Source organism: Candidatus Phycorickettsia trachydisci (genome assembly GCF_003015145.1).
GTDB classification, from domain to species: Bacteria; Pseudomonadota; Alphaproteobacteria; order Rickettsiales; family Rickettsiaceae; genus Phycorickettsia; species Phycorickettsia trachydisci.
In genome coordinates this window covers 1,134,223-1,160,572 of record NZ_CP027845.1, presented here as the reverse complement: position 1 = coordinate 1,160,572, position 26,350 = coordinate 1,134,223, and the positions used below count along the sequence as shown (strand labels likewise).

Annotated in this window: 12 protein-coding genes; 9 read left to right on the top strand and 3 right to left on the bottom strand. The window is 33.2% G+C overall.

Annotated elements, in window-relative coordinates; genetic code table 11:
- Positions 1 to 333 precede the first annotated feature (333 nt).
- The 6 genes from phytr_RS05025 (at position 334) to phytr_RS05000 (ending at position 16,299) form a co-directional block, all read left to right on the top strand.
- Positions 334 to 6,015, top strand: coding sequence for a hypothetical protein (locus phytr_RS05025; protein WP_106874780.1), 5,682 nt, complete (start codon positions 334 to 336; stop codon positions 6,013 to 6,015).
- Between the two features lie 10 nt (positions 6,016 to 6,025).
- Positions 6,026 to 14,083 (top strand): preprotein translocase subunit SecA, encoded by an 8,058-nt coding sequence (locus tag phytr_RS05020; RefSeq protein ID WP_106874779.1) that lies wholly within the window; start codon positions 6,026 to 6,028, stop codon positions 14,081 to 14,083.
- A complete protein-coding gene (locus phytr_RS05015) occupies positions 14,080 to 14,889 on the top strand; it encodes a hypothetical protein (protein ID WP_106874778.1) in 810 nt (269 codons plus the stop codon). The genes phytr_RS05020 and phytr_RS05015 overlap by 4 nt, the downstream gene beginning before the upstream one ends.
- A gap of 103 nt (positions 14,890 to 14,992) precedes the next feature.
- Positions 14,993 to 15,244: an endonuclease toxin domain-containing protein gene (locus phytr_RS05010; RefSeq protein ID WP_106874777.1), complete on the top strand. Its 252-nt coding sequence runs from the start codon at positions 14,993 to 14,995 to the stop codon at positions 15,242 to 15,244.
- A gap of 3 nt (positions 15,245 to 15,247) precedes the next feature.
- The gene (locus phytr_RS05005) at positions 15,248 to 15,880 is read left to right on the top strand and encodes a hypothetical protein (RefSeq protein ID WP_106874776.1); all 633 of its coding nucleotides are present in this window, start codon (positions 15,248 to 15,250) and stop codon (positions 15,878 to 15,880) included.
- A gap of 134 nt (positions 15,881 to 16,014) precedes the next feature.
- Positions 16,015 to 16,299, top strand: coding sequence for a hypothetical protein (locus phytr_RS05000; protein ID WP_158706875.1), 285 nt, complete (start codon positions 16,015 to 16,017; stop codon positions 16,297 to 16,299).
- 650 nt (positions 16,300 to 16,949) lie between these two features.
- Here phytr_RS05000 and phytr_RS04995 read toward each other — a convergent pair.
- Positions 16,950 to 17,516: a GNAT family N-acetyltransferase gene (locus tag phytr_RS04995; RefSeq protein ID WP_234352485.1), complete on the bottom strand. Its 567-nt coding sequence runs from the start codon at positions 17,514 to 17,516 to the stop codon at positions 16,950 to 16,952.
- Positions 17,517 to 17,665: 149 nt separating this feature from the next.
- Between phytr_RS04995 and phytr_RS04990 the strand changes: the two genes are divergently transcribed.
- Entirely contained in the window at positions 17,666 to 20,452 is a 2,787-nt protein-coding gene (locus tag phytr_RS04990; RefSeq protein ID WP_106874774.1) for a sodium:solute symporter family transporter, read from the top strand.
- 315 nt (positions 20,453 to 20,767) lie between these two features.
- Here phytr_RS04990 and phytr_RS04985 read toward each other — a convergent pair whose 3' ends face one another.
- Positions 20,768 to 23,821, bottom strand: a complete 3,054-nt coding sequence (locus phytr_RS04985; RefSeq protein WP_106874773.1) for a Tn3 family transposase — start codon at positions 23,819 to 23,821, stop codon at positions 20,768 to 20,770.
- Positions 23,822 to 23,975: 154 nt separating this feature from the next.
- Here phytr_RS04985 and phytr_RS04980 point away from each other — a divergent pair, with 154 nt between their 5' ends.
- Both phytr_RS04980 and phytr_RS04975 read left to right on the top strand, forming a co-directional pair.
- The gene (locus tag phytr_RS04980; RefSeq protein ID WP_106874772.1) at positions 23,976 to 24,578 is read left to right on the top strand and encodes a recombinase family protein; all 603 of its coding nucleotides are present in this window, start codon (positions 23,976 to 23,978) and stop codon (positions 24,576 to 24,578) included.
- A gap of 197 nt (positions 24,579 to 24,775) precedes the next feature.
- Positions 24,776 to 25,552, top strand: a complete 777-nt coding sequence (locus phytr_RS04975) for a P-loop NTPase family protein (protein WP_199843755.1) — start codon at positions 24,776 to 24,778, stop codon at positions 25,550 to 25,552.
- Here phytr_RS04975 and phytr_RS04970 read toward each other — a convergent pair.
- Positions 25,549 to 26,196: an NUDIX hydrolase gene (locus phytr_RS04970; protein WP_158706874.1), complete on the bottom strand. Its 648-nt coding sequence runs from the start codon at positions 26,194 to 26,196 to the stop codon at positions 25,549 to 25,551. The two genes, phytr_RS04975 and phytr_RS04970, sit on opposite strands and share 4 nt — an antisense overlap.
- Positions 26,197 to 26,350: the final 154 nt, after the last annotated feature.

Sequence of the window (26,350 nt, the reverse complement as noted above, 5' to 3'; positions counted from 1 at the left end):
CTTTTTGGTTGATTATATTATAATAATCTAAATCTAGAGCTAAAATAATTACATGGAATATTTTATTTTTAAAATTTAAAATATAGCAAAGATCTGAAGCATAAGGTACTTTTGGGATTATATTAATTAAAGTTATATAGGCTTTTTATATAAAAATCGTAAAAAAGATTTTGACAGAAAAAGATTGCATATATATAATGCGAATTAAATCAATAATGTTCTTAGAGAATTAGGAAAATGTTTTGAATATCGTAAACTTAAAAAAATTTTCTTATTAAATTATATAAATTCAATTCTATTATCTATTAACTAAACAAATGCTTATTCTGAAAAATGGAAAATGCTCAACAAGATTATAATGTTCCTAAAAACTACGGCTATTGGTTTAAAAGAGATCTGGGTAAAGCTAAAGGAAAAGCAACCAAGTTAAAAATTGAAGGTAGTAGTCAGGAGATTCGTTCTAAACTTGAGTCTATTGATGGGAATATAAAGCTTACTCAAAATAGAATACAATCATTAAACGAGGAATTAACTACGGCAAACGAAAATATTGAGTCTGCTGAAAATCATAGAAATTCCATTAACAGAGAAAATTATAAACAACAGAATAACCAATGGGATAGGCTTTATGGTCTAGGCAATCCTATGATCATTGCCCCTATAGTCATTTTTGATCCTAGAGGAGAGATATACGATGATAATAAATATAATGAAGATAAAAATTCAGCAGAGAGAAATTTAGAAGAAAAATTAAATAGAAAGAACGATATAGAAGATGAACTAGAAATTGCAAAAAAAGAATTAAAAGCTCAAGAATTAGAAAAATCCAAACTAGAGAATGCTTTATTAAATGCTGAAGGTATAGAGTGCCTCCAAAACCGAAATTTTGATGAGGCAAGACTAAAGTTTAGAACAGCAAAAGAAACAACTGAAGACGATTATCTAAAAAAGGTTTATCAAGATAACATAGCGATATCTTTTAAGGAGCAGGGAACGGATTTGAGAGCCAGAGGAGAATATGATGAGGCCTTGGTTTTTGTGGATAAGGCTGTTGGCGCTACTGCAAATTCATCTTTAAAATCAAAGTTTAAGCAAGATAAGGCAGAGACCTTATATAAGCAAGGGAATGATCTATTAAAAAAGAAAAATGACCTCCTGCATGCGGAAGCGGCGTATAGACTTGCTTTGGCTTTAAATGAAGATGAGTCTATGGGTCCCCAAATAAAGGAAGGGCTTGCACAGACTCTCTGTGCTGAGGCTGATGAGCTCAGCAAAGCAGGAAATTACAGTGATGCTGTAAAATTTTTGGAGAAAGCAGAATATTATGCTGTCGATGAATCAACTAAATCTTTAATTCAAAGTAATAAAATGAAAGATCAACTTTTAGGTTTTGGTAAGGAATGTTTAAAGGAAGTAGCTAGAGAAGAAATAGTAGGTACTTGTAAGGATATTGTAGGTTGGGCAAAGTTCAAGTTTAAGGATTGGTGGTCTAATAAAGCTGTAAGAAATTCAATTATAGATGGAATAAAACTCCTTGAGGAGAAAAAATATGCAGAGGCTTTAAAGCAGTTTAACGAAACATCGATATTGGTCAAAAGTTATAGAAGTCCTGAATTGGAGGAGCGTTTTAACTCTGACATAAACGATTTGAAAGTGCTAATTTATGAAATACAAGGGGATAGTGCGTTTCAAAAGGGCAGTTATAACGATGCTATAGAAAAATATGAAGAAGCGGTAAATTTAACCAAACGTTTCGGTAAAAGTAGTGCGGTTTATCAAGCTAAGTTTTTGTTATGTAATGCATTGAGCGATTTATCTAAAGAGGAGGTAGATTATGAAGAAGCTTTATCTAGTTTGAATGCAGCATATAGAGTTAAGTTTTCAGAAAACTCAGGTTATAAGCAATGGCAAAATATTATTTCGCGACAAATACGCCAGATACGTGATGAGTTGGGTGAAAAGGCCTTGAGTCATCAAAAGTATGAAGATGCAATTAGGCACTTTGAAATAAGTAAGAATGATATAAAACTGTTATGCGCACAAGGTTGTTATTTTGAACAGCAAGGGCAGTATGACCAAGCCTTAAAATGCTTTGATAATATTTTGAGTTCACAATATAAGCTAAAAGAAGATCCAAATCTAGAGAAATTTATTAACGAGCATATTGCAAGTAGTTCATATAAATTGGGACATCAGTTTATCGCAGCTAGTATGTTCAACAAAGCGTTGCTTCATTTTAAAAGAGCAGAGGATTTGGTGCCTGAAAATTTAAGATATACTTTAGAGGTAGAGTATTTGGAAGGAAATTTAAAGTTTAAAGATAATGATTATAAGGATGCGTCTTTAAAATTTTTGAAAGTTTTAGACATTCTAGAAAAACAAGATGAATCTCTTAATAAACAATGGGCGAATCAGATTGTGGCTTGTTTAGATAAATATGGTGATGAGTTACGCGATCATGGAAATTATAGAGGTGCACAAATTTATTATGCAAAAGTATGTCAGCTAAGTAATTCTGATGAACATTACAAAAAATTATTATCTACAGAAGTCATTAATTATCAGCAACAAGGACAATATGATTTATTATCTATCACACTGCAAAAGCTTTTAGCATTTGTCGAAAAAAAAGATAAAAGTAGCGTATTATCTACACTTCAATACCTACTTCAAGTATGTGAGGATTATGGTGATCAATTGCTTGAAAGTGGGCAATATCATAGCGCTAAAGACGAATATTTTAAGGCTGTTTATTACAGTAAAAAATATGAACTTGATCATCACATTAAATTAAATCAAAGCAGATTACTCGCTTCTGAAGGTGGAGAACTATGGCAAAGTGGAGAATATGATCTTGCTCAGGAGAAATTTGATAAAGTAATTGAGCTTATTGAACATAAATGTTTCATTACAGAATTTGTTGCAGACTTTTACAGCGATTTTGGTGAAAAGCTTTTAGCCAAAGGAGATTATGATGAAGCAAAAGCAAAATTTTATAAAGCCTTTGAATTAAGTGAAAATCCTGAGTTATATACTAAAAAGATCTCAAGAGTTGAAGGATACAAAGAGTTTGCTTTAGAAAATTTTTCCGAAGCCTTAGATAAGTTCAAAGCAGCTGATAAGTCAGGGAATAAAGAATTAGATGAGCTTGTCGTTCAAGATAAGATTAAAGTGCTTGATACTTGTGCTAATATTCTTTATGCATCTAATGATTACCATAATGCTGCCCAAGGATATCTAAAGGCTTGTAGGTTAACTAATGATGCTCCAGAGTATAAAATTAAATACCTATTTGCAAAAGGATACGAATTACATATTTCATCAGATGTACAAGGTGCCGTAGATGCTTTCGAAGAGCTTATAGATATAGCATTAAGAGGTAGGGCGGAGTATGATGTGGAAGCTTTATTGAAAGTGTTAGAGATTTGTGGAGATCATTTCTTAGATCAGGGCGAATACTCTAAAGCAGAAAAGTACTTTAAAGAAGCTGATTCATTAAGTGTAGATTCTTGGGGGTTTAAAGTAAAGATATTAGCAGCCCAAGCCTGTGAATTGGTTCAAAAGAATGAATTAGAAAAGGCGGAACAAGAATTTGCTAAAGCTTATTCATTGGCGGTTGATAAATATGATCAACATAAAGGTTATGTAGCTAAATATGCCGCGTCTTTTCTTCACGAATTAGGAGATAAACTGTATGCTCAAGGAAATTATCATTGTGCAATAGATAAATATAATGAGGCCTATAAATTAGGCGGTCGTTTTCAGTCTAAAATGAAAATTCTATCTGTCCAAACTCGCTTAGCATTCAACTCGGCTGTTGAATTTATAGATAAATATTTAGATCGCTGGGATCCTGGCTTAACTCCAGAAGATAAGATATCAGAAAGTTTATCATTACTCCAGGAGCAAAATTTTGAGGCTGCCTGGAATATTCTTGAAGAGGCTGCTAAGGATTCCGGAGAAGGTTTAAAAGAGTACATAGTTAGGGGCAGAATTCAAATTTTGAACACATGGGGAGATCATGAATATCAAAAGCAAAATTATGGTATAGCAAAGCAGAAATACGAGCAGTTAAGTTCGCGTTATCCGAGTAACTCAACATATCAAATTAAGTTGCTGTCAGCCAAAGCCCATGAAGCATGGATTGGTAACAGAGAGAATGAAGCAATACAAATTTGTAAGACGATGGTGGAAGGCTGGGTTAAGGATGGAAAGTTAGAAGTAGAATCAAATTTAAAATACGCAGCTGATATTTTTAGACTTTATGGAGATATACTTTCTAAGAAAACTGACTATTTGAAAGCAAAAGAAATTTTCAAGCAAGCATTTAGTCTGACTCAAGATTCTGAGTTTAACGCACAAGCATTATATGCAGACGGTTGTTACTTACTAAAAAGGAATCAAGTTAATGCAGCTATCAAAAAATTTACTAAAGCTTTAAGTTTTGTATCTACTGAAAGTGTAATTTATAGCGAAATTTTAGCAAATATAAATGATACTTTAGAAAGCCAAGCAGAAATATTATTGAAGCAAAATAAATATGATGAAGCAGCAAATCAATATACAAAGTTATATGAGTTAAATGATGAAAATTCGTATTATGAACTAAAATTACGCTTTGCAGAAGGTTGTTTAAAATATCAACAAGGGAAGAATGAAGGAGCAATACAATGCTTAGAGGAAGCATTAAAAATAGCTAAAAAAGAAGGACATTTAAAGGATAAAGATGCTATTTTATATAAATTACAATCTCTCTTAGAAACACAAGGGGATAATTTTTATGAAGAAGGGGATTATGTAAATGCCAGTGCCAGTTACAGCAAGATGCTTGAGCTCGAAGGCCGAAATATCAATAAGAATAAGGTTTTAGTTGATAAAAGCCTTAAGCCAGCTAAAACAGAAAAATATAGTGAAGGTTCTAAGACTAATGACAACTCTGGTAAGATAAATAAGTTCATATTTTTGGCAAATAGACTACATACAGAAGGTCTTAGTTTACACCGAGAAGGCGATTACGATAAGGCATTGAGCAAATTTGATGCAGCTTTAGAATTACTTACTGATAATCCTAATGCTTTACATGAGGTTAGATTAATAACAAATAGCAAAGCATCTATCTTGAATGTTTTAAGTAAGGAATGTATTGAACGAGGAGAATATGAAGATGCTTTAGCTATGATTCACAAAGCTGAAGGTTTAGCTATAAACAATTCGACAAAATCCGTTACTATGATTTGCAAATCTGAGGCATTAAAGCTTAAAGGAGTAGCGTTACATAAAGAGGAAAAGTATGATCTGGCAATCAAGACATATAATGATGCTCTCAAATCAACTATAATTTTTAGCGCTCTTGGAAAAGAAATCGAAAAGAATAAAACTGATGCATTAGTTGCCTTAGGAGATCAACATACCCAAAAACAAGAATTTTCTAGTGCCGCTGAAAATTATAGACAAGCATATGATTTAAGTCATAAATCAGAATATAAAGCTTTTTATTTAAACGCTGAAGCTTGTGAGCTACTGCATAACAAACAATACTTTGATGCTATAAAAAAGTTAGACCAAGCTCTAAAATTATCTACCTCTGAGGATTTTGATCGGTCCTTTATAGAAGAAAATAAAGCTTTAGTGTTTATAGGTTTAGAAAACTACAAAGCGGCATTACAGTGTGCACGTAATGATAACACAGTACAATTAATACACCAAAAAATTAGCGATTTAAGATCTTCTGAAGGAAAAGTAGAAGTTCAAAATCAAAGAGATTCCCATATCATGTTAAAGGGTGACTTATTTAAGAATCTTATAGCAACTCGTAATGCATATCTTGATAAAAAGAATAAGGGGGTTGAGGTCAATGATGAAGTAGATGCTTTGAATCATTTGTTGTGTGAAATCAAATATTCAGTTTCGGATCCGTTAGAAAATCAAACTCAGCTACTAAGAGATGTACAAAAAATTCTCCTTACAGAATATAAAACGCCTATTGTTGGAGATGGTATAGATTCTGCTAACTAAGAGGATTTATATGGGTTTGGATGAAGCAGAGGATGGTGCGCAAGGTACTTTAGGATTAGTGGATCCTGAAGGGGAATATTTGCTGAATGTATCGGGAAATGTTGCCGAAGAACAAGTCGTTGATCCTAAGATCATTCAGAAATTACAAGATGTTAAGGAAGATATCTCATTTTTGTATATTTCTAACAATACATTTGATCAAGACAAGTTAAGTGAATTTATCCTGAGAGATATTTATAAATTTGTTGATCAAAATCCTGAATTACTTGAAGGAGTTTTAGCATATATTTCTTTTAGGATTGATCCAGGAAAGTTAAGTCATAGTTTTGTCAAACCTTTAAGGCTTCTGCATTATATATGTGATAAAGGATATAAACTTAAAGATGATAAAGTAGATGAGCTGAAAAAGGTTTATTATTCCGATAAATGTGACTTAGAAGAGAAGAATCTTGCACTTGATTTGCTATCACAGCACTTAAAAGATAATGTATTTGGTTTTAGTCAAGAACAAGTTATTGATCCTAAAATTACCCAAAAACTTCAAGAAGCTCGAGAAGATATATCATTCTTGTATCTTTCTGGCAAAGTATCTGATCTAGATCAGCTCAGTGAACTTATCTTAAAAGACGTATATAAATTTGTTGATCACAATCCTGAGTTACTTGAAGAAGTTGAAAAATCTGTTTCATTAACTAGCGATCCAGGAAAGTTAAATAATAGTCTTGTTAGACCTCTCAAGCTGCTAAAATATATATGTGACAAGGGCTATAAACTTAAAGCTGATAAGATAGATGAATTAGGAAAGGTTTTTCGTTCTGATAAATGTGATCTAGAGGCAAGGACTTTTGCACGTGATTTATTATTAAGCAATACAGATGATGATGAGGTAAAACAGAGGATAGTAGCTGAATCTCTTGATATCTTTTATGAAGAAAGTGACTTTAAGCAAGATTTAGATTCGTTGAAAAGTGGAATTGAAGGGGTAGAGCAAAATGTTTTTACGGAAGGTGTTAAGGCTATTACCAACATAATTAATCAAACCATTAGCAAAAAAGGTTTTGAATTTTACGAGGAGATTAAAGATAAGCTAGAGGATTTGGTGAAGACTGACAATCCGATAATAAATCTTTTCTTTAAAGATGTTCAAAACAAGTTGGAGCATTTTGTGGAAAATGCCGCAATTCATGAACAAGCTTATGAGGTAGATTATGAAACTGTTGATCCTGATCCTAATGAAAAAGATGCTGATACAGTTTTCCAAGAGCTGGGAGAAAAGAATGCGGGCTTTGATCAGGACAAATTGAATTCTTTACGTCTGACATATGATAAAGTACAGGAAGTTGATGATCAGCCCTCTTCCATTATTCAAGTTAAGGAGGTAAGAAAAGTATTTATTGCTCCAGAGCATGATGAGAATGGTGGCATAGAAGAGTATAAGTATAGCGAAGAAGGTAGATGGGAAACTATTGAAGTTCCTAAGGCGATTAAGAGATATGCGGTCAGTGATATAAAAGCATGGACTAAGGCATTAACCCCTGAGCAAGCTCAAGATTCAGAGTTTTTACCTGAGTTAATCAGTGTTATTAAACGCGCAAACTTTTTATCCAGTGGTCAAATATTAAGAACAACTCAAGTTGTATCCTTAGTGACTTTCTTCCATGAGCCTGATAAAGGTATGTTGCAGGAAATTAAAACTGGAGAAGGTAAAAGTACAATTACGGCAGCTTTGGCTGTAATGTGCAGCTTAATGGGCTATAAGGTAGATATTGTTACAAGTTCAGCTACTCTAGCAAAACGTGACGCTGTTGCAAGGATTTCTAAAGATGGTAGGATTGGTTTTTTCGATATTTTTGGACTTAGTGTTGCGCATAACTGTTACAAACAAAATGACATCGCAAATGTTAAGGAATGTTATAAGGCGGATATAGTTTACGGAGATACTTCCAATTTTCAATATGATTGGTTATATGAGTCTAAAGATAAGGATTGTAATGTTAGGGGAGGTAGATTGTATGAGGTAATAATTGTTGATGAGGCGGATAGTATGTTTATCGATGAAAGCGGTAAGATTGCTATGGTCTCTAGTGGAATACCTGGTACTGAGTATTTAGGGCCTATATATGCAGCTATTTGGAAGCATTTACAATTTGTATCTAAAAATGTTACGCGAGTTAAAGATAAAAATTTTATTATTAGAGGAGCTTTTGAAGTTGTTAATGATGAAATTATATTGAAAGAGGATCCAAATATTGGATCTTTACCCTATCAGGAAAGAGTTATAGAGATTGATGATCTATATCACTTTTATTCTTCTCAATTAAGGGAGTCTTTAAGTGAAATTTTATCTAAAATAGATGATTTTAATATACCTACTTATTTGATGAACTTGGTCAATGTTCAACTAGATATTTGGGTAAAAAGCGCATTGCACACAATGACGCTAGTACAGGATATAGATTATGTCATTACAACTAACGCAAAAGGGGATAGGGTTATTGCTCCCGTAGATTATGCAAATACAGGTACAATTCATGCAAATAACTTGTGGAGTAACGGAGTACACCAGTTCCTCCAAATTAAGCATGGTCTTAAGTTTGTTTCAGAAAATCTCATCACAAGTTTTATTTCAAACATTAGTTTTTTCAAGTTATATTTGCAAAATCCAGGGGGTAAAATTTATGGTCTCACCGGTACTGTCGGTGCTGAGGATAGCCAAAAATTACTTAAGCAAGAATACGACGTTAATATTGCTTTTCTGCCCAGATTTAAGACTGGAAGGTTTGATTCAGATAATCTAATTACCTTTTCTGAAAGCGGACATATTGAAGCTGTATTCAATAATATTAAGGAACAGGTTGAAGCTGAAAGAGCGGTTTTGGTAATTTGTGAAGATATTAAGTTTGTAAAATTCCTATATGATGCCTTGAAGGATACTTTACCAAAAGCTGGTAAAATCCAAAAATATTACGAAGGTTCAGAATCTGAAGAACATGTAGTAGAGCGTCCTGTAGAAAAAAGTGATATTATCATTGCCACAAATCTTGCAGGCAGAGGTACAGATATTAAAACTTCACAAGAGGTTGAAAAAAATGGTGGTTTGCATGTAATTTTAACGTACTTACCTAAAAACTTAAGAGTAGAACAACAAGCTTTTGGCAGAACTTCAAGACAGGGTAATTCTGGTACTGCATCGATGATTATTAACTTGAATACTTTGGGTAGCTTTTTAGAGATAGATCAAGAATTAGCAGCAGACATATGGATTGATGAGATAAAGGCACTACGTGATGAACAGGAGAGTTTTAGGATTTTAGAACATGAATTATACAAGTTTTACAAAATTAAGTTAGAAGATGAATTATACGAAAAATTATGTAAATATCGCAAAGAAATTGAGCAAAGTAGAGCAAAGCAAGCTCAATTAGAACAAAACTGGGGAACATTTTTAAGAGAAGTCAAAAATAAGCTAGAGGATACTAAAGCCGCTCTAATTTTTAAGGATAGGATTCATGAATTCGGTTTTAAAACCACGGACTATAAAATAAGTTTTGATAGTTTATTTAAAGCTTTAGCCCATCAAATAGGGTTTAAACTAAGCACGCAGAAATTAAAAAAATTACTATATAAGGTTGCAGCAAAGCATAAGGATGGGGAAGCTAGTGACGACGACGATTATATACTTATGCTTTTTGCTCAAATCTTTGAATGCAATATTAAGATCCTTACTGATGACAAGGTAGTATCTATAGACTCAGGTAGTGAGCATACTTGCTACTTAAGTAAGTTTACAAATAATTACACTGACCAAGTAACCTATCAGTCATTGACTCCTTTCAAATCTGAATCTACTGACTTAAACCACATATATGGAATACTTTTAAAATTAGAAGAAGATCTCAATTCTGATGATGCAAATATTCTAGAAGCTATTCATCTAGCTGATAAAGCAAAGGCGGATAAACTTAATGCTAAAATTGAACAAATCATTAACGATGATTTTGAAAATTTTATCTCTACCCAAGATCAAAAATTTAGAAATGATTATCAAATAGTCACTAACCCCGCTTATCTAGTACGTGAAGTCTTTGAGCAACATAGTATCAGAGGTGATATTGCATTAAAACTTCTAACTCTTGCTAAGGGTTTTGTTAATGGAGGAAGCATCACGGAAGAAAAATTTACGTTCCCAGCGTATTACAACTATGCCTATTCAATTATCGAGAAAAAATCTCTTAAATGTAGAAAGGAAAGAGACCTGGATATCAAAAATGAATACATGCCTCAAGCTTACACAGCCTTGGGCAAAACTCTTGAAGGTATACATAGCTACGCCATCCCAAATCTACAAACCTTTTTACTTTTAGCTGATTATATGGGTGAATGTGACCTTGCAACTCAGCTGATGGCTAAGGTAGAACTTTTAGAGCATTGCTCAAACCATATCAAGAAGGTAATGGATAAAATTCGTAACTGCTCTAAAAAAGCTTACATAACCGTTGGTGATGTGAAGTTGTTAAGAGACTTTTATCCTAAAGATGATGTGCCTGAATCTGAAGTGATGGAGCTTGCAAGCCTAGGCATGCCAATAATGTTTGACGTAAGAGAGGCTAAATTACCTGTAGATTGGCTTGCTTGCGTTGCTGTAGCTGTGATCGCAGTGGTACAAATTTGTGCTAGCATCTACCTATTAAATGCAGGTTTTATGGCATTATCATCGGCGGGAACTGGCATTACCGCCCTTGGTTTAAAAGCTTCTGTATCAATAGGTCTTGGTTTGACTGTGGCAGAAGGTGGCATTAAGGATTTAATATATGCGGGTAAAATTGCTGGTGGAGAGCAATTTAAATTGGATCAATACGTTACTTCAAAAGCTATGATGGCGGCCGAAATGGCTTTGGTCATCATTGGAGACAAGATTTTTGATCAGCTCAGCAAAATGCTTAAAATAACGCCTTCTATAGAACATAGCTTAAATCTTTTGAATAAAACTGATGTCATAGTAAAAGAAACTCTCAAATATGCTGCCAATAAGGGTATTAGTTACATTGCTGATCATGCTGGTAAAAAGATGGCTGAGAGCTTTGAGGATGATATCAGAGAAGCTGTAGAAAGAAGGACTAATAGATTCTTTACCAATTCAGATATGCAGCAAAAGCTTCATGATTTACTTGCTGCAGACCAAGCAAATGGCAACCATCACAATTACGAAGCTTTACAAAGAGCCATGGTCAGTGCATTCCAATGTGAACAAACCGTAATATCAAGTATCTTTGCCTCTGTTGTTGGTATGTTAAAAAACAATCATGTCAATCATTCAGTGGGCACAACACTTAAGGTTGTAGGATGGGGCATTACGGGAGCTGAAATGGCTGATAAAGTAAAAAAAATAGAAAATATTACTCAAAAAGCTTTAAATAGAATATCTAAAGAAGTAGAAAGACTGAGCCCAGAAAATACCAGTCAGAAATGCTTAAGTAGGTATCTTGCCCAAACTTATCCTAGTGCGCATAATCAAATCATAGATGCCTTAAGATCAAGGAGCGTACTAGATTATAATAATGAAATTAATGTTCACAATATCCCATTTGATCCAACTGATAGAATGGGTATTCCATCAAATTTGATGGACTACAATCAAATAGGAGCTTTAAAATCAAGGCTGAAAAGAATCGCAAATGCGTATCAGGAAAACTACAGTGACACAGCTAAGATGCTGCAAGACGAGCTAAACGGCATCTCAAAAAGCTACTGTTTAAATGAAGCAACACGCATTACCCATAATGTCTCTGGCGTTGTATTTAATGAAGCGGGACAGATAATACATCAAGCAATTGATAAAGCCTTTGATAAGCACGCACTTAAAAGATTAGAAAAACAAACACCTGAAGAGAGAGAGCGCATAATTAGCGAAGCAATCAAGGGTTTTAAGCCTCGTAATCACGCAGCAGTAGAGGCCCTTGAAATTCCTGAATGTCCAGGTATGTCTACCGAAGAGAAGATGGAATTAGTCATTAATCAATTAAAACCTAATATCGCTAGGGAAAATGAAATTACTGAAACTTCAGCTCATCAAGGCATCTCCCTAGAAGAAGAACTAGAACTAATCCGTAATGGCTGGAAAACTAGTGATAAACAATCTGCTGACAGCCATGCTGAATCTACTCCTAACCAAGAAGAAGCCCTAGATCCTTGGGTTGAGCAAGAACTAAAATATCTCTTATCTAAAGATACTGAAGAATCGGTACCAACTGATTTTTGGACTCCTGATGAATGGATAGAGTATTTCGAAAATACCCCTCAAAAAGATCTAGAATGTGATAAAGAAGATAAAGTTCGTCCTGGGGAAATGTGTTTTGCTTCACGTGAAAAACTCCTTGAATATAACGCTAACAATCTATTTACACCAGATCCTAAAAAATTAAATATCAGAGATTTAGAAGGCAAACTTATAAATATCTCGGCTCTTGCTCAAGAACCTTTAGCGTATAAAGTCCCTAATACAATTGAAGAAGCAAGAGAATGGCAGTCAGGTTGCGGTATGAGTAAGAGCGAATGGGAAAAAGCTTTGGAAATTAGTGATAGGTGGTCGTATATTCTTTTAGGTAGAACTTCTTCTTCTGAAGAAAAGGCAATAATGGAGAAGTTTAAACAAAGTCGTGGATTTGCAGAAATCAATAAAGTTAAAGCAGGGCTATTTTTAGGTCTCTTTAAACCTAGAGTGCGCGAAGCGGTTGAAGTGACAAGTGGTAGAAAATTTAATGAGGCACAAACGTTATTGCCTAATCCGGTGCCTATTCTTGGTCCTGTACCTCTTGAGGCTTCTAATCAAAAGATAATAAACGTAACTCCACATTCATCTGAACGTAGCCTACTTCAAAAATCATACGTTGGAGGTAATAAATCACAACTACCAAGCAGTGTATCAAATCAAGGCGCAAAGACTCCTACTACGTTCTTACCTAAGGCTACCGGATCCAAAGCAGTAGAGGTTACACTACAAAAAATTAATGACAGTACATTTAATGTAAGCCAAGGAGATAAAAGCTTAAGTCAAGGCCAACTGTCAAGCCGAAAAATCCCGGATACCGTAAAGATTAAAAGTAGCGATATAACTCTACCTCAGCAGGTAGATCCCATAAAAGTTCAAGATGCAAGTATAAACTTTAGCAAAACATACCAGCCAGAACAATTTAAGGTTAAGCCATACCAAAACTTTGGACAAAACCTCCCAAGTTATACTCCAACCAACGTTCGTGAATATAGAGCTACCCCAACCACTCGCTTTGATTATGACATAAAACAGAACCTAACCAAACCAGAAGATACTCGTTATACACAAGTTATCTCACCGCCTGCAGAGCCTGTATACAAGCCTGAGCTAAATAAAATAATCGAGATAAAATCTCATAATCAAGCATTGCCTGTCCGTAAAGCACTTGAAGAATCGCTATTTACTAATCTTACAGGGAAAGATGCAGAGCTTGCTATTGATAACCTCAATAAAATGGCTCATAATCTAACTCAAGCAGCGTTTGATGGGGGATACTACAAAATAGATCAAGCTAAGCCTTATTATGAACAATACGATGCTAAATTTAAGCATGTAAAAAGGCAATTGATAAAGGCTCAGCCGCACTTGAAGGATGTGGTTGACTTTGAGGACCTTTATTTACAGAAGATTATAGGTACGGGGCAGGAAACTGGTACATGGGGCCATGGCAAAGCTGCATGGATATTTGCAAAGAAAATGGCGGCATTAGATAATGTGGAGCTTGTAATTTTGGATCGTAGCCTATGCAAATGGTTAGGCCTTGAGAGAGAGGGTAGTTTGGGACAACGTCCTGATATTATTGTGGTTGAAAGGGTTTGGGATGGAACAAAGTATCAGCGCAAAGTCTACACCGTTGAGATTAAGAGTAATTCTGATAGGGTAGAAGATTTAAGAGATAAAGGAGCAAAAAATATTTTAGACTTACCTCCAGATATGAGAGGGGAAGCTTTTGTAAAAGAAGTTAAGGAAGTGAAAGAATTAGTTTATGAATTCTATAAAATATTAGGTAAAGAATGAGAAACCAGACAAGAGTATGTAATTGCATAGCTTTTCATAATTTTAACTATGCTGATATCAATTGGAGAGCATGGCATGAATATTGTTTATCGATTTTTGCTAAGCATAATGTAATACCTAATCAAGTATTAGTAAGGGGATTACATTATGGTAATTCATCAAAGCCTAAAGGATTAAAAGCCGGTCTTAATAAATTAGAAAAGTTTAATTTCGAAGGTATTGAAGCTTTAGACTATTCTTTAAAAGAAGAGGGTGCTGAAGATGTAGATAATGTTATTATGAGTATATATATTTCCTCCCGTACAAAAAATCCTCATAGCTCAAAAGCAGTATTTTGTATTGATGAAAAATTAGAGCCTTTCATTCAAAGTAATTTTGAAGATTTAGCTGCTGGTTTTTTTAATGCTGCAAAAGTTAGATATGGATATTACTACAATAGGATGCTTAAGGATGATGCTAGCTCATATATGTTCGGAGGGCACATTAGTTATTTAAATCCGGAAGAAAAACGAAGGTTTAAAATATGGAGTCATGCTTTTATACATGAAAAATATAAAACAGGGGATTTACGCGATATATACAAACTGAACTTTTTGTCACGTGAGCACTTGGTCCGCGATATACGCCATACTGACCAACAGAGCTCAAGCACTCCCATAACTTTAGAATCATTGATCAACTCCAGTCCCGTACATGGAGAGCTAAAACAATTACGTGAAGGTTTTTGGAGCTGGTACGTCCCTGATGAGTACATTGAATCAGTTCGTAATGCACTTATACCTTCAGGTATCATCCTTTGCGTTTAAGCAGATGACCCTGAAGCCTTAGGTCAAGCTATCATCGACGCCTTCGCCGACTGTGAGTAATAGAGTAAAGCTTTGAAATACAGAAGGCATAAAAAGTAGAGATTTGGGGGCTAAAACCTACCAAAATGCTACAAAGCTAGAGTATGTAATCCGCAAAGATATTGATAGACTGGTGAAGTTTAATAAGGGGGAATTAGGAAAATATCAAATAGAACCTCATCATATTCAAAGTAAGGTATTAGAAATAGCTGTACCTGATTTAGGTAGTTTTTCTCAACAAATGACTTTAAATAAGAGGGTCAATTATGGAAAATCAGTTGGCATTGACGTCAAAATTATCGTATATAAGGATTAAAGCGTGAAAAAAAGTTTGAGCATATTTTTATCCGATAATACTTTTAGAATTAATCCTTCTGTAGCTACCGATCAAGGTGCTTCAGTTGCTGAAGATTTTGTAATTTTTTTGGATCAAGGCGTTACTAAAGAAGAGCTTGCTAAAAATGTTTTAAAAGCCTTTATAAGACCTACAACAATCATACCTCATCCTAAGACACGAGAGGAGTGGTTCGCTGCTGACAAGGTATGGTATAAGGTTATGAAAATAAAATCTTGGAAGTCTTTTATTAAGGAATCTAAGGCTGTTTATGCTAATTTGGATGATAATAAGGTAAATATAGTACCTACTAGGAATATAATGCCACGTGGTTTTATAGAGGAAGTGCTAGAAAACTCAAATATTCATCTACAGCTTCAGCTAAAATTTGATCCAGAGATGATGGTTGTGTCTTATTTGCAAAATAAGAGTAGATGGTTGTTGGTTTTTGATAAGGTTTGCTACGAAGATTTTATGTATAACGATGTAGATCGTTTTATTAAAAAACTTAACAATAATGGTCATATAATCATTAATTATGAGTGTCAAAATAGTTCACTCTATACATCATGGCTTAAGGTAGTGTTCGCAAATACACTAAGGTTATATAATTATTGATTGTGTTTTGGATCATTATCAGCTGAAGATAAAGAGTATGATATCTTTTTGCTCAGAAAGAAAAGAGGATTTTTTATATTATACACGATCAAAGAATTTGGTTGTGGTCCATGTTAAAGAACAAGGATATCTATATGGATAATTTTAAACGCTTATTTTTCTTAACACTATTTTTGATTTTTTCTCAGCTGACTCTTGCTTCTGAATTTCAAAGGCCATTGTCTAATGCTGTTGAGCCTATCAATTTTGTAGAAATGAGTTCAAAGATCAAAAATTATTTGGATAATTATTTTAGGATAGATTTACCATCATCAGAACTTTCAAGATACCAAAGTCTATTTAATGATAATATTTTAAAAAAACTTACAGAAAAAGATGTAGGTAAGACTCAATTGGTAAGAACTTACGCATCAATATAAGTTCTGGCGACGCAAAGGAACGAAACGCGCAATAGAATTTCTAAAAATTAATATTATCGATATATTTAAGAATGTTCAGACTGCAGCATTTTTTTATGCATTGTGGTACATGTTAGCACTTATATCCCCTAATACTTGAGGTTTTAACGTATAGTAATGTTTTGAATTTAACTATAATTTTCACATGACAATAATTTAATTTTAATTAAGAAGATGGCTTTGAAACACAAAAAGGTAGTAAAACAAGTGTGAGTTTAGGAGTTGAAAATTGAAAGATAATTTAATATCTATATTGCCAAGTACATCTTTCTTTGCAAGTTTTTCTATCTTTGTTTATACTGCAATTTTCACTGTATCACTTCTTAAAATCACCTTTTACATAATATTTTCAGCTGTTTTTCAAGAGTAATTAATTAGATTTTAACAATAATCTTACGTTTGTTATTCTTGGGTACGAGTACAAAAACTTATTTTATACCCTCCAATATATCGATAATATTAATTTTTAGAAATTCTATTGCGCATTTTGTACTTTTGCACCGCTGAACCCTTGAGTATGATTTTTCGAAAGAAAAATGAGAGACTCATGCGAAATTTTACCCACCAAAGCTATTTCATGATTTTGGAGCTGTTAGGGGCAACAAACCTTCCTAAGAGCTTAATTTCTTAATCATCCAGAGGACGTTGTTAACCTCTTTCAAAGTTGTGAAGCCTAATTTTTTATAACACATGATCGCAGGAATATTTTTTACTCCCGGATCTGCAAATATATATTCAAATTGATTAGTAAAGTATTTTTGAATAAAAAGTGAAAGAATTTTTGTACCTATTCCTTTGCCTATGCATTCTTCTTCAGCAATATACCAGTCGAAAGTACCGCATGACTGTGGTAACTCACTTAAATCATAACCATGTTCAGATGGAAAATCATGTCTATTATAGTACTGGATATATCCAATTGGGGTTTCATCAAGATGTGTTATAAATGCATGTATTGGCTTTTTAATGATCTGATCTTTAAGTTTAAGTATCTTATATCCAGCAACATGATTCTCATATTTTTCTCTGACCAATTCAAGAGTCCAACTAATATTTTTATCCCAGTATTCCTTTACATGAGGTTTTTCTAGCCACTTAAGTAGCAATGGAAAATGTGCCGATGTTAAGGGGTAAAAGGCTATATCCATAAATTTAATATAAGAATCTGTATTCATCATTTAGACCCTATTTTTTATGTTATGGTAACCTTATCATTAGATCATTTTCAGTTTTTGACATCAATAACATCTATAAATTTTTCAAGATTATTTTGGACTTAGCGATAACTACAGTAAAATTAAGATTATCTATTTAAAAGCTTAAAAATATGAGTATTGATTTATTTCTTTTTTCATCCTTTTTAGTTCTAAGCTTAATTCTAGGAATAATAAGCAGTACTAAAGTGCATAATATTTCAGAATATGCACTTGGTAATAGAGATTTTTCAACGCCAACAATCGTTGCAACGTTGGTTGCAACCTGGATAGGAGCTGGTCTATTTTCGTATACTTTAATAGAGACGTATAGACAAGGAATTTACTTCTTAATGCCTCTTGCTATAGATTCTTTAGTATTAGTTTTTATAGGGCATTTTCTTGCCCCACGTATGGGTGAATTTTTGGGTAAACTTTCTATCGCTGAAAGTATGGGCCAAATATTTGGATCCAGAGTTAGAGCTGTAACGGTAACGCTAAGCTTCGTAAGATCTATCTGCTATTTAGGAGTTAATTTTCAAGTATCAGCTAAAATCTTGGAGCTTGTTTTTGGTACGTCTGGTCAAAACGCAACAATTTTAAGTGGATTAATCGTCATCATCTATTCTACTTTAGGGGGAATTAGAGCAGTGACTTTCACTGACATTATCCAATTTTTTACATTTGGCTGTCTAATGCCAACTATCGTGATTATAGTATGGCAAGCATTGGGCGACAGTAGTGCAACCATAGTCATTAATACCTTAAGTACTAGCCCTCTTTTTGATTATAAAGAGGCTTTTGATTTTCAAAGTATCAAATTTTATCATATGCTCGGAACAGCTATGTTTTTTATGATCCCTGAACTTGAACCACCAATTTTTCAAAGAATTTCTATGGGATCTAATGTGAATCAAGTAGTTAAGGCTTTTAAATATGCTGGACTGATTTGTTTTTTAATACAATCAATAATTGCTCTATTGGGTATACTTATTTTTAGCTACAATCCTAACTTAAATCCAGATAACTTGGTTAGTTATATAATTAGTCGTTATGCTTATATCGAAGGTTTTAAAGGCATACTTGCTATTGGTATTATGGCTATGATTATGTCCAGTGCAGATTCCATGATCAACTCCGTATCCATCATCTTCGCGCATGATGTATGTAAGCCGTTAGGTTTTAAATGGGCGCAAAATGAGCTAATTGTTGCAAGATTTACAGCAGTTATAGTAGGAATTACTTCCATGTTTTTTGCTTTAAGAGTAGATAGTGTATTTGAATTAATCATTTCTTTCGCAGGATTATATTTACCTATAGTTAGCATACCTTTTATTTTTACAATTTTTGGCTTTAGAAGCTCTGAAAAATCCGTTCTTGCAGCAATGGGAGGATCATTAATTACCATATTGCTTTTGAGGATATTTTTTGCAGAATCAACAATAGACAGCTTTATACCAGGTATATTAGCAAGCGTAATATTTCTTTTTGGCTTTCACTACCTTACGAATCAGAAGGGAGGATGGGTTGGTATTAAAGATCAAAAAACTTATAGAGCAATTATGGATAGTAGGAAAAGGTTTTGGCATAAAATCTGGTATGGAATCAAAAATTTTAGTTTTATAGATTTTTGTAAATCTTATACTCCAAACAAAGTAGAAATATTCTTTTTCTTAGGTCTATTTGCAATAATATCGACCCTAATTACCATGATATCCATGCGTTCTAGTGAATTATTTTATACTAACATCATAGCAGGCTGTTACATCAGTGTCTTCACCTTCGCATGCTACCTTCTCATTTATCCTCTCTGGCCCAATACCTTCAAAAAACATACCTTTGTCGCAATATTCTGGGTTACTGCTACTTTTTATATAAATATTTTTATGAATGGTATCTTTTTTGTGGTTAGCAATGGCTCACAAATTCAAACTGCTATATTTTTCCTTAACATTACAGCCATTTTAATTCTTTTCGGTTGGCAAGCTGCTTTATTGATGCTTTTAATGGGTTTTATTGGAAGCCTTTGGTTTGTAAAAGCATTTCTGAATTTAAATTATCTAAATATTATAGATATTCAGTTTTATTTAGTCTTTTGCCTACTGCTAATCAGTAGTATCTTAGTAGCATTTTTAAAGCCACATCAAGAAACGAATATCCAAAATCAAGAACTACTATCACTTCAGTCAAAAGAACTGTATCACATGTCCCAGCAACTTCTGAAGCATATGATCATACGCCAAGAGTTTATCAATAACGTTAATCATGAAATCCGAACTCCTATACATCATGTTGGAGCTTATATAAACGATTTAGAAGATAATCTAGACACTTCAAGCAATCAAGAAAAACGAGAATCTCTTGCAGCCTTAAAAAAAGGCTACGAACGTATTAGAAGCTATATGGACAATATTCTTGATTTATCCAAACTTACTAATGACAAAGTTAAATTAAAGTATGAAACCATTAATTTTCAAGAACTGATAAATGAAATAATAGATCAATTTGCAAAACTTTATTTAGATGATAAAGAGATACAATTTTATTTCAAATGTAACTCTAAAGATCTTAAGGTTAGATGCGACAAAGATAAAATAACTCAGGTATTAATTAACTTACTAAAAAACGCTGTTGAATTCACGCCTAAAGGAATGATAGAAATAGTTGTGTCCAAAGAGAATATAGGTAGCACCAAATGTATCAAATGTTCAGTTATAGATGAAGGGGTAGGAATTCCTGAAGAAGAGCTCTTTGATGTTTTTGGTCCATTCATCCAAAGCTCACGTACTAAAAATATGTCCGGTGGCAAAGGTCTTGGTCTTGCAATATGCCAGCACATCATTAAACTTCATAAAGGTAAAATATATGCTGAAAATAATCCTAAAAAAGGTTCTACATTCGCTTTTATTATACCTCTTTGAGCCAGTTTTATGGATAGATCAGAGTTAAGGCTACTTTGTCATCAATTCAGCTAAGTTTTGTCATAAGAGGGAGATTCAAACTTTAATATATCAATTATATTAACTTTTAAAAACCCTATGAAACTTTTTGGACCTTTGCGTCGTTGGAACCAAATTGGGGTTGTTGGCCGGAAGGTACGAAAATTTTCTCGATAGGTCTGAATCTTTGTGTTTAAGCCGGCTACAGAGGACACATTGATTTTAAAATCTTACTTCCTTATACGGCTGTATAGCTCAATTGAAAGGGGGTTTGGATTTTTTTAAATTTTCGCAGTTTCAATGACGCCCTTTCAACCGGATGTTTTGTAAGTTATTTAAAGATTGTGAAACAAGCTCTTGTAAATCAAGTAAAGGGTTTTCTTTCTTAAACTCATATTTGCCTATGAGGCTGATATGTTGCCATGCTACAGGTGACAATCTGATGATATTTTTACATTCTTTCAGCATACCTTTGCTTCTGCAATGCTCATATATTCCTGATAAGATTGATGCATTATAGAAGATAATGCACATGGCAAGTAATCTCGAACATTCGTTATTTGTCACAAGTTCTATTTCCGTCTTACCAATCAGTTTTCTACCGCTTACTTTGGCAATAGCTGACCTGAGCTGATTATATGATTCACTACGGTTTAAGGAGCGATAAACGCATTTTCGCATTTCCTCATCTTCTATGTAATCTAAAAGATAAAGAGTCATGACAATCTTATCAAGGCTTATTAAAGCCTTTAGTGTGTCATTTGACTTATAAGAAGAAAGCTTTCGGACAATATTGGCTTGAGTATTTTTCTTGATAGCCAACGTAGCTAAAATGCGCAGAATATTGTCCCTTTCCTTAATAATTAAGGCCTTATTTACTTTTTTACTAGGCTTAATTAGGTAGTCTTGGTAATGTTTTGAATTAGGATCATCAAAACTGACCATGAGACTATTAGCCTTTTGATCAAGATGAGTAAACCTTGGCATAAACCTATATCCAAACATGTATAGTAAGGCAAAATTTACTCTATTGATACTGTGCATGTCTCCTGATACTGAAGAGATTTCTACACTGCTGGTATTACTTTTTAAAACATCTAAAAGATAATAGCTTTCGTGTTCATTAGCTCCAATGACCTTGGTGCATAGCGGCAAGCAGTTAGCAAATAATGTATAGGCTGAAACACCTTTTCCAAGACCATAATATTTTGAAGAGTATCTTGCTTGGATAGTGTTATATCTAGTTTCCAGCTTTTGACCATCAACACTAGCATGAATGCCATAATCCGTTAAAGTATATTTTTCAAATATTGGGAGTTTGGCTACCTTATTTATGATCGTATCGCTTGCTTCTACTAAGGCGCTATGGCGGATAAAATTATTATGAGTAGAGGTTAGTTCTTGTTCTTTAAGATCGCATATATCCTTCATCTTGTATATGTCATTACCAGTACCTTTAGCTACTATACAAGCTGAAATTGAAGCTAGATCTGGCTCTTTTTTACTGTAGATTGGAAGGATATGGGTAAATTGTTTGATAAAACTTGTATGGTGGTTAGCAAATTTAAGAATTTGAGCAATGTCTGTGAAGGTCATATTTTCATAAAATGGGTTGCTTAGAATATCATCCAGCTTCCGATAAGGCATTCGCCACGATAAGACTTCTCCTTTCTCATTGTATTTAATCTTGATTTTGCTATTTCCGCTACTGATTTTCTGGTTAACAGTCTTATAGCCTTCAGCTATTAGGGCTTCAAAATGAGTTAATATTGTCTCAATATCAGTTGAGATAAGCTGATTTTTTATACTTTGCAGGATATTTGCTTTGTTACTTTCCCATTCACTTTTTGGAATAAGTTCATCATCAAGAGACGTGTAAGTGAGACTATCTTTAATGGTCACATCACCTTTGCGTATACCTTTTGCGATATGCATATACAGCATAAACTCATAGCAATCAGCATCAACAGTCTTAATATTTTTAGCTTCTTTATTTTTGGTAATAATATATCGCTTCATTTTAGAAGGAATAAATTCAATGGGTATCTCATCAAATTTATAATCGCTAAAAGGTTTGTTGCTACTAAAATGCGTTTTTAAAAATGAAATAGCATCTTGAAGGCTTTTAGACTGGGTTTGAAAGTCTAAAACCTTAAAAACTAGCCTAGTATTTTGTTTGATAGCATGAGCATGGCTTTTGTAATACTGCCACCTGTAATAATCTGGATTCATGTGAAGGGCTCTGACTTTTTGAATAAATTGCTGAAAGTCGTTTTTGGCAACAATCTTAAAGGCTGTTTTACGAAGATCTTGGTCGGCTATTTTCTTATTGATATGCAACGATAAAATATCTGCAGCTAGGTTGCGATTATGACAATCTGACATTTGGGCTTGATATATCATCTCTTTTTGATACTCATCAGCGTTATTAACATATTCATTTAACCTATGGATAAAGCTAGCAATTAAGTGGTCATTGATTTTCAAAAATCTATGATGGACGTAGCATAAAAGATATAGCCTTATTAAATTAGATCGCTTAAGTTCCTTTAGGTCATATGCCGAATATTGTAAGGCTAGTTCTGCGTAGTAACTGACATTTTGCTCTGAGATATCCAAAGATTTTATAATTTGATCAGTCTTTTTATAGATATCAACAAGCAGCCTATTTTTCTCAACACTTGACCTAATCTCATGGGTTGTAAAATTCTTTTGATCTCTTTTGATTAACGTTATTTGATAAAACAAATCTTTCTTTGCAAGTAATTTATCCAGATCTTGACGTAGCTTACTGTCCATCAGCCTATAGAGTTTGTGGCTTAACCTTTTTCTCTCAGTCTGTAAAGAATCAGAAATTAATTCCTGTAATATGAAATAGGAAGGTCTTATAACCTTGTGTTGATGGCAATAATCCAAAGCTGTATCAAATAGATATCGAGGTGCAGCATGTTGCCTAACTACCTGTTCTAGATACTTGGATAATTTTCCTTCAAAGCTTTTAGAATACAGGATCATTCCATATTTTTTCAAGATAAATTGACGATTAGCATAGTATTGGCGACTGCCTATCTGTTTCTTAGGAAACTTACTTCCAGGAAAATAAGTTTTTAAAATAAACCACACATCTTCTCTTACTTTCTGAAAGGTAAATGTAAAAAAGTACTGAGCAATACGGAAGTAACCTAAATGTAGTATATAATTTACCTTAACTGGTATGCTATTAAGCTGCCCTAAATAACTTTGATCTGCCTCGTCTAGTGCAAAAATATTTTTTCTATCTTCTTCATTAAGATTAGGTATTTCATAAAGGCTATTTAAACTATCTTGTGATAAAATTTTTAGTCTAGCCATAAAATTACCATTTTAGCTTAAAAAGCACAAAAAGTGTCCAATATAAAAGATCATTTATGCTAGACACATATCATATATTTATTATAGTTAAATACAAACGCATGTTGTATAATTTAATTATGAATACCCTTTTAGCTAAAAAACACTTAAAAAAATGACTAATTTTGCCTATTTAAGAGTTTCGTCAGACGGACAGGATATAAAAAATCAAAAACTTGGCTTATTAGAATATTGCAACAATCATAATATTACTCCTTTAAAGTTTGTGGAGGATATATCTAGCGGTAAAATCAACTGGCGAGAAAGGGCAATTGGTAATATTATCGAGAAGGCACAAGGAGGGGATATAATTGCAGTCTCAGAAATTTCTAGATTAGGAAGATCCACATTACAAGTTCTAGAAATACTTGAACTGGCTGCAAAAAAGGGAATTTCTGTACACATAGCAAAAAATCATATAGTTATGGATGGCTCAATGCAGGCTACAATAACAGCTACAATCCTGGGTCTTGCAGCTCAAATTGAAAGAGAATTCATCTCTTGTAGAACCAAAGAAGCCCTAGCAAAACGTAAAAAAGATGGAATAAAACTAGGCAGACCCAAAGGACAAGCTCAATTCCTAAAGCTTGATAATTACCGTGATGAAATTCTAAAATACTTGCACAAAGGCATTAACAAAAGAGCTATTTCAAAACTAATTGAATGCTCCCCTGCCACCCTATATGAATGGCTCAAACGCAGAAAAAGCCATTCTTAACACTTTTAATACTTAAATATAATATATTAACATTAAACGACTAGAAAAGAATTTTATGTCATGAATATAAAAATAAGTTTTTAGAATTTTTTTATGTCTAAGTACATAATTATAAATTATTATAAAGTTTATATTAAAGTTAATAATTAGAGGGGCATGTTCCAAAATTTCAATAGTCTTATTAATAGTTGAGTTTCATGAAAAATCATCAAATTAAAAATAAAAGACCTTTTGCACTTAAGGTTATTCTGAATTCGTTAATAATTATTGGAATAATGCTTATTTTTATATCAAAAAATAATATTACGTTAAGTATATTGAATAAACTTTCTAATTTTTACATTAGCAAGACATCGTCTGGCGGCAATAATAATAGCTATTTTTTTTACTCATTTTACGCAGATAAAACTTTAGAGAGAAGAAATATAAACATAAATAAAGTTCCTAGTAAAATTATGATTTTTGGTAGGCCTGGTTCAGGCAAATCTACCTTCGCAGTGTATCTATCTCAAATTTTAAACCTTCCAGTATATCATCTTGATAAATATTTCTTTCAGTCTAACTGGGTAGCACGTCCAGTAGAAGAATTTTTAGGAATACTTCAAAATATAGTAGGAAAGGAAGCTTGGGTTATAGATGGTAATGCTACGGAATTTCTGGAAATACGTTACAGTAAAGCAGATCTAGTTTTATATTTTAATTATCCTAAACCTATATCTTATATAAGAGTATTTAAAAGGTTTTTTAATAAGGATGTCACCATTAATGATCGGGCTGAAGGTTGTGATGAAAAAATTACTTTAAGTTTACTAGGGTATGTATGGTCTTTCGAAAAAAAGGTAGCAACAAAAATTAAGGTACTTAGAGCAAAATATCCAAATGTTAAATTTATAGAAGTGGTAAATGATAACATGTTAAAGGAATTGCAAAATAAGCTACTGTCATTTAAAACTGTTTGCGATACTCACTTTTAAGAACTTGGTTCGTTAGTCTCCAAAGAGCTTAGTTTAACCTCTTCTACTTCAGTCTCAACATTTGGTTCAGTATTTTGAAGCTCTGTTGTGATGCATGACTCTTGAAAAGATCTATCCATTAAGCTTTTTTTTAAAACAGACATATCTATTTCGATCGGAATCTTTTCAATCTTATTTTCAATAACGTCGTTAATATGTAAAATTAATCCTCCTGGAACAATATATTCAGAAGTAGAGTGAATTTCTTCTAAAGACCACCATTTGGTTTCTTTATATACTTCTTGTTCCCCTTCTTCAAGATTAACTGTATTAATTTCTCTTGATAAGGTTTTGGCAAGAAAAAATGATTCTTCAAGTAGAGTTTGGGTCCCGCCCCAGTTTACGACATGCTTTCCAAACCATATTAAAGGACCCACTTTTTGGTCTATTCCAGTTTCTTCATATAATTCTCTTCTAGCGGCTTCTTCTTGTAATTCACCTTCTTCTATTTTACCTCCCGGAGTAATCCACATTCCTTCTTTGAGAAGTTTATTTTGCTCCAAGGGATTGTTAGACTTAATTTTGATTAATAAGCATTGATTTGCGTCATTAATTAAGACAACTCTTGCAGTTTTTCTTATAGGTAATGTTTCTAGAGAAGACATTTTAAGCTGTATTTTAAATGTTTGAGTCAGACACGATAATTCTGTAAAAAATGTGTATAATGTATAAAATTTGCTAATTTTTAAACGCATCACATGATATTTAAATACATTTTAAATTTTATCATGGACGCGTTTTACAGTCAAATGCTAAACT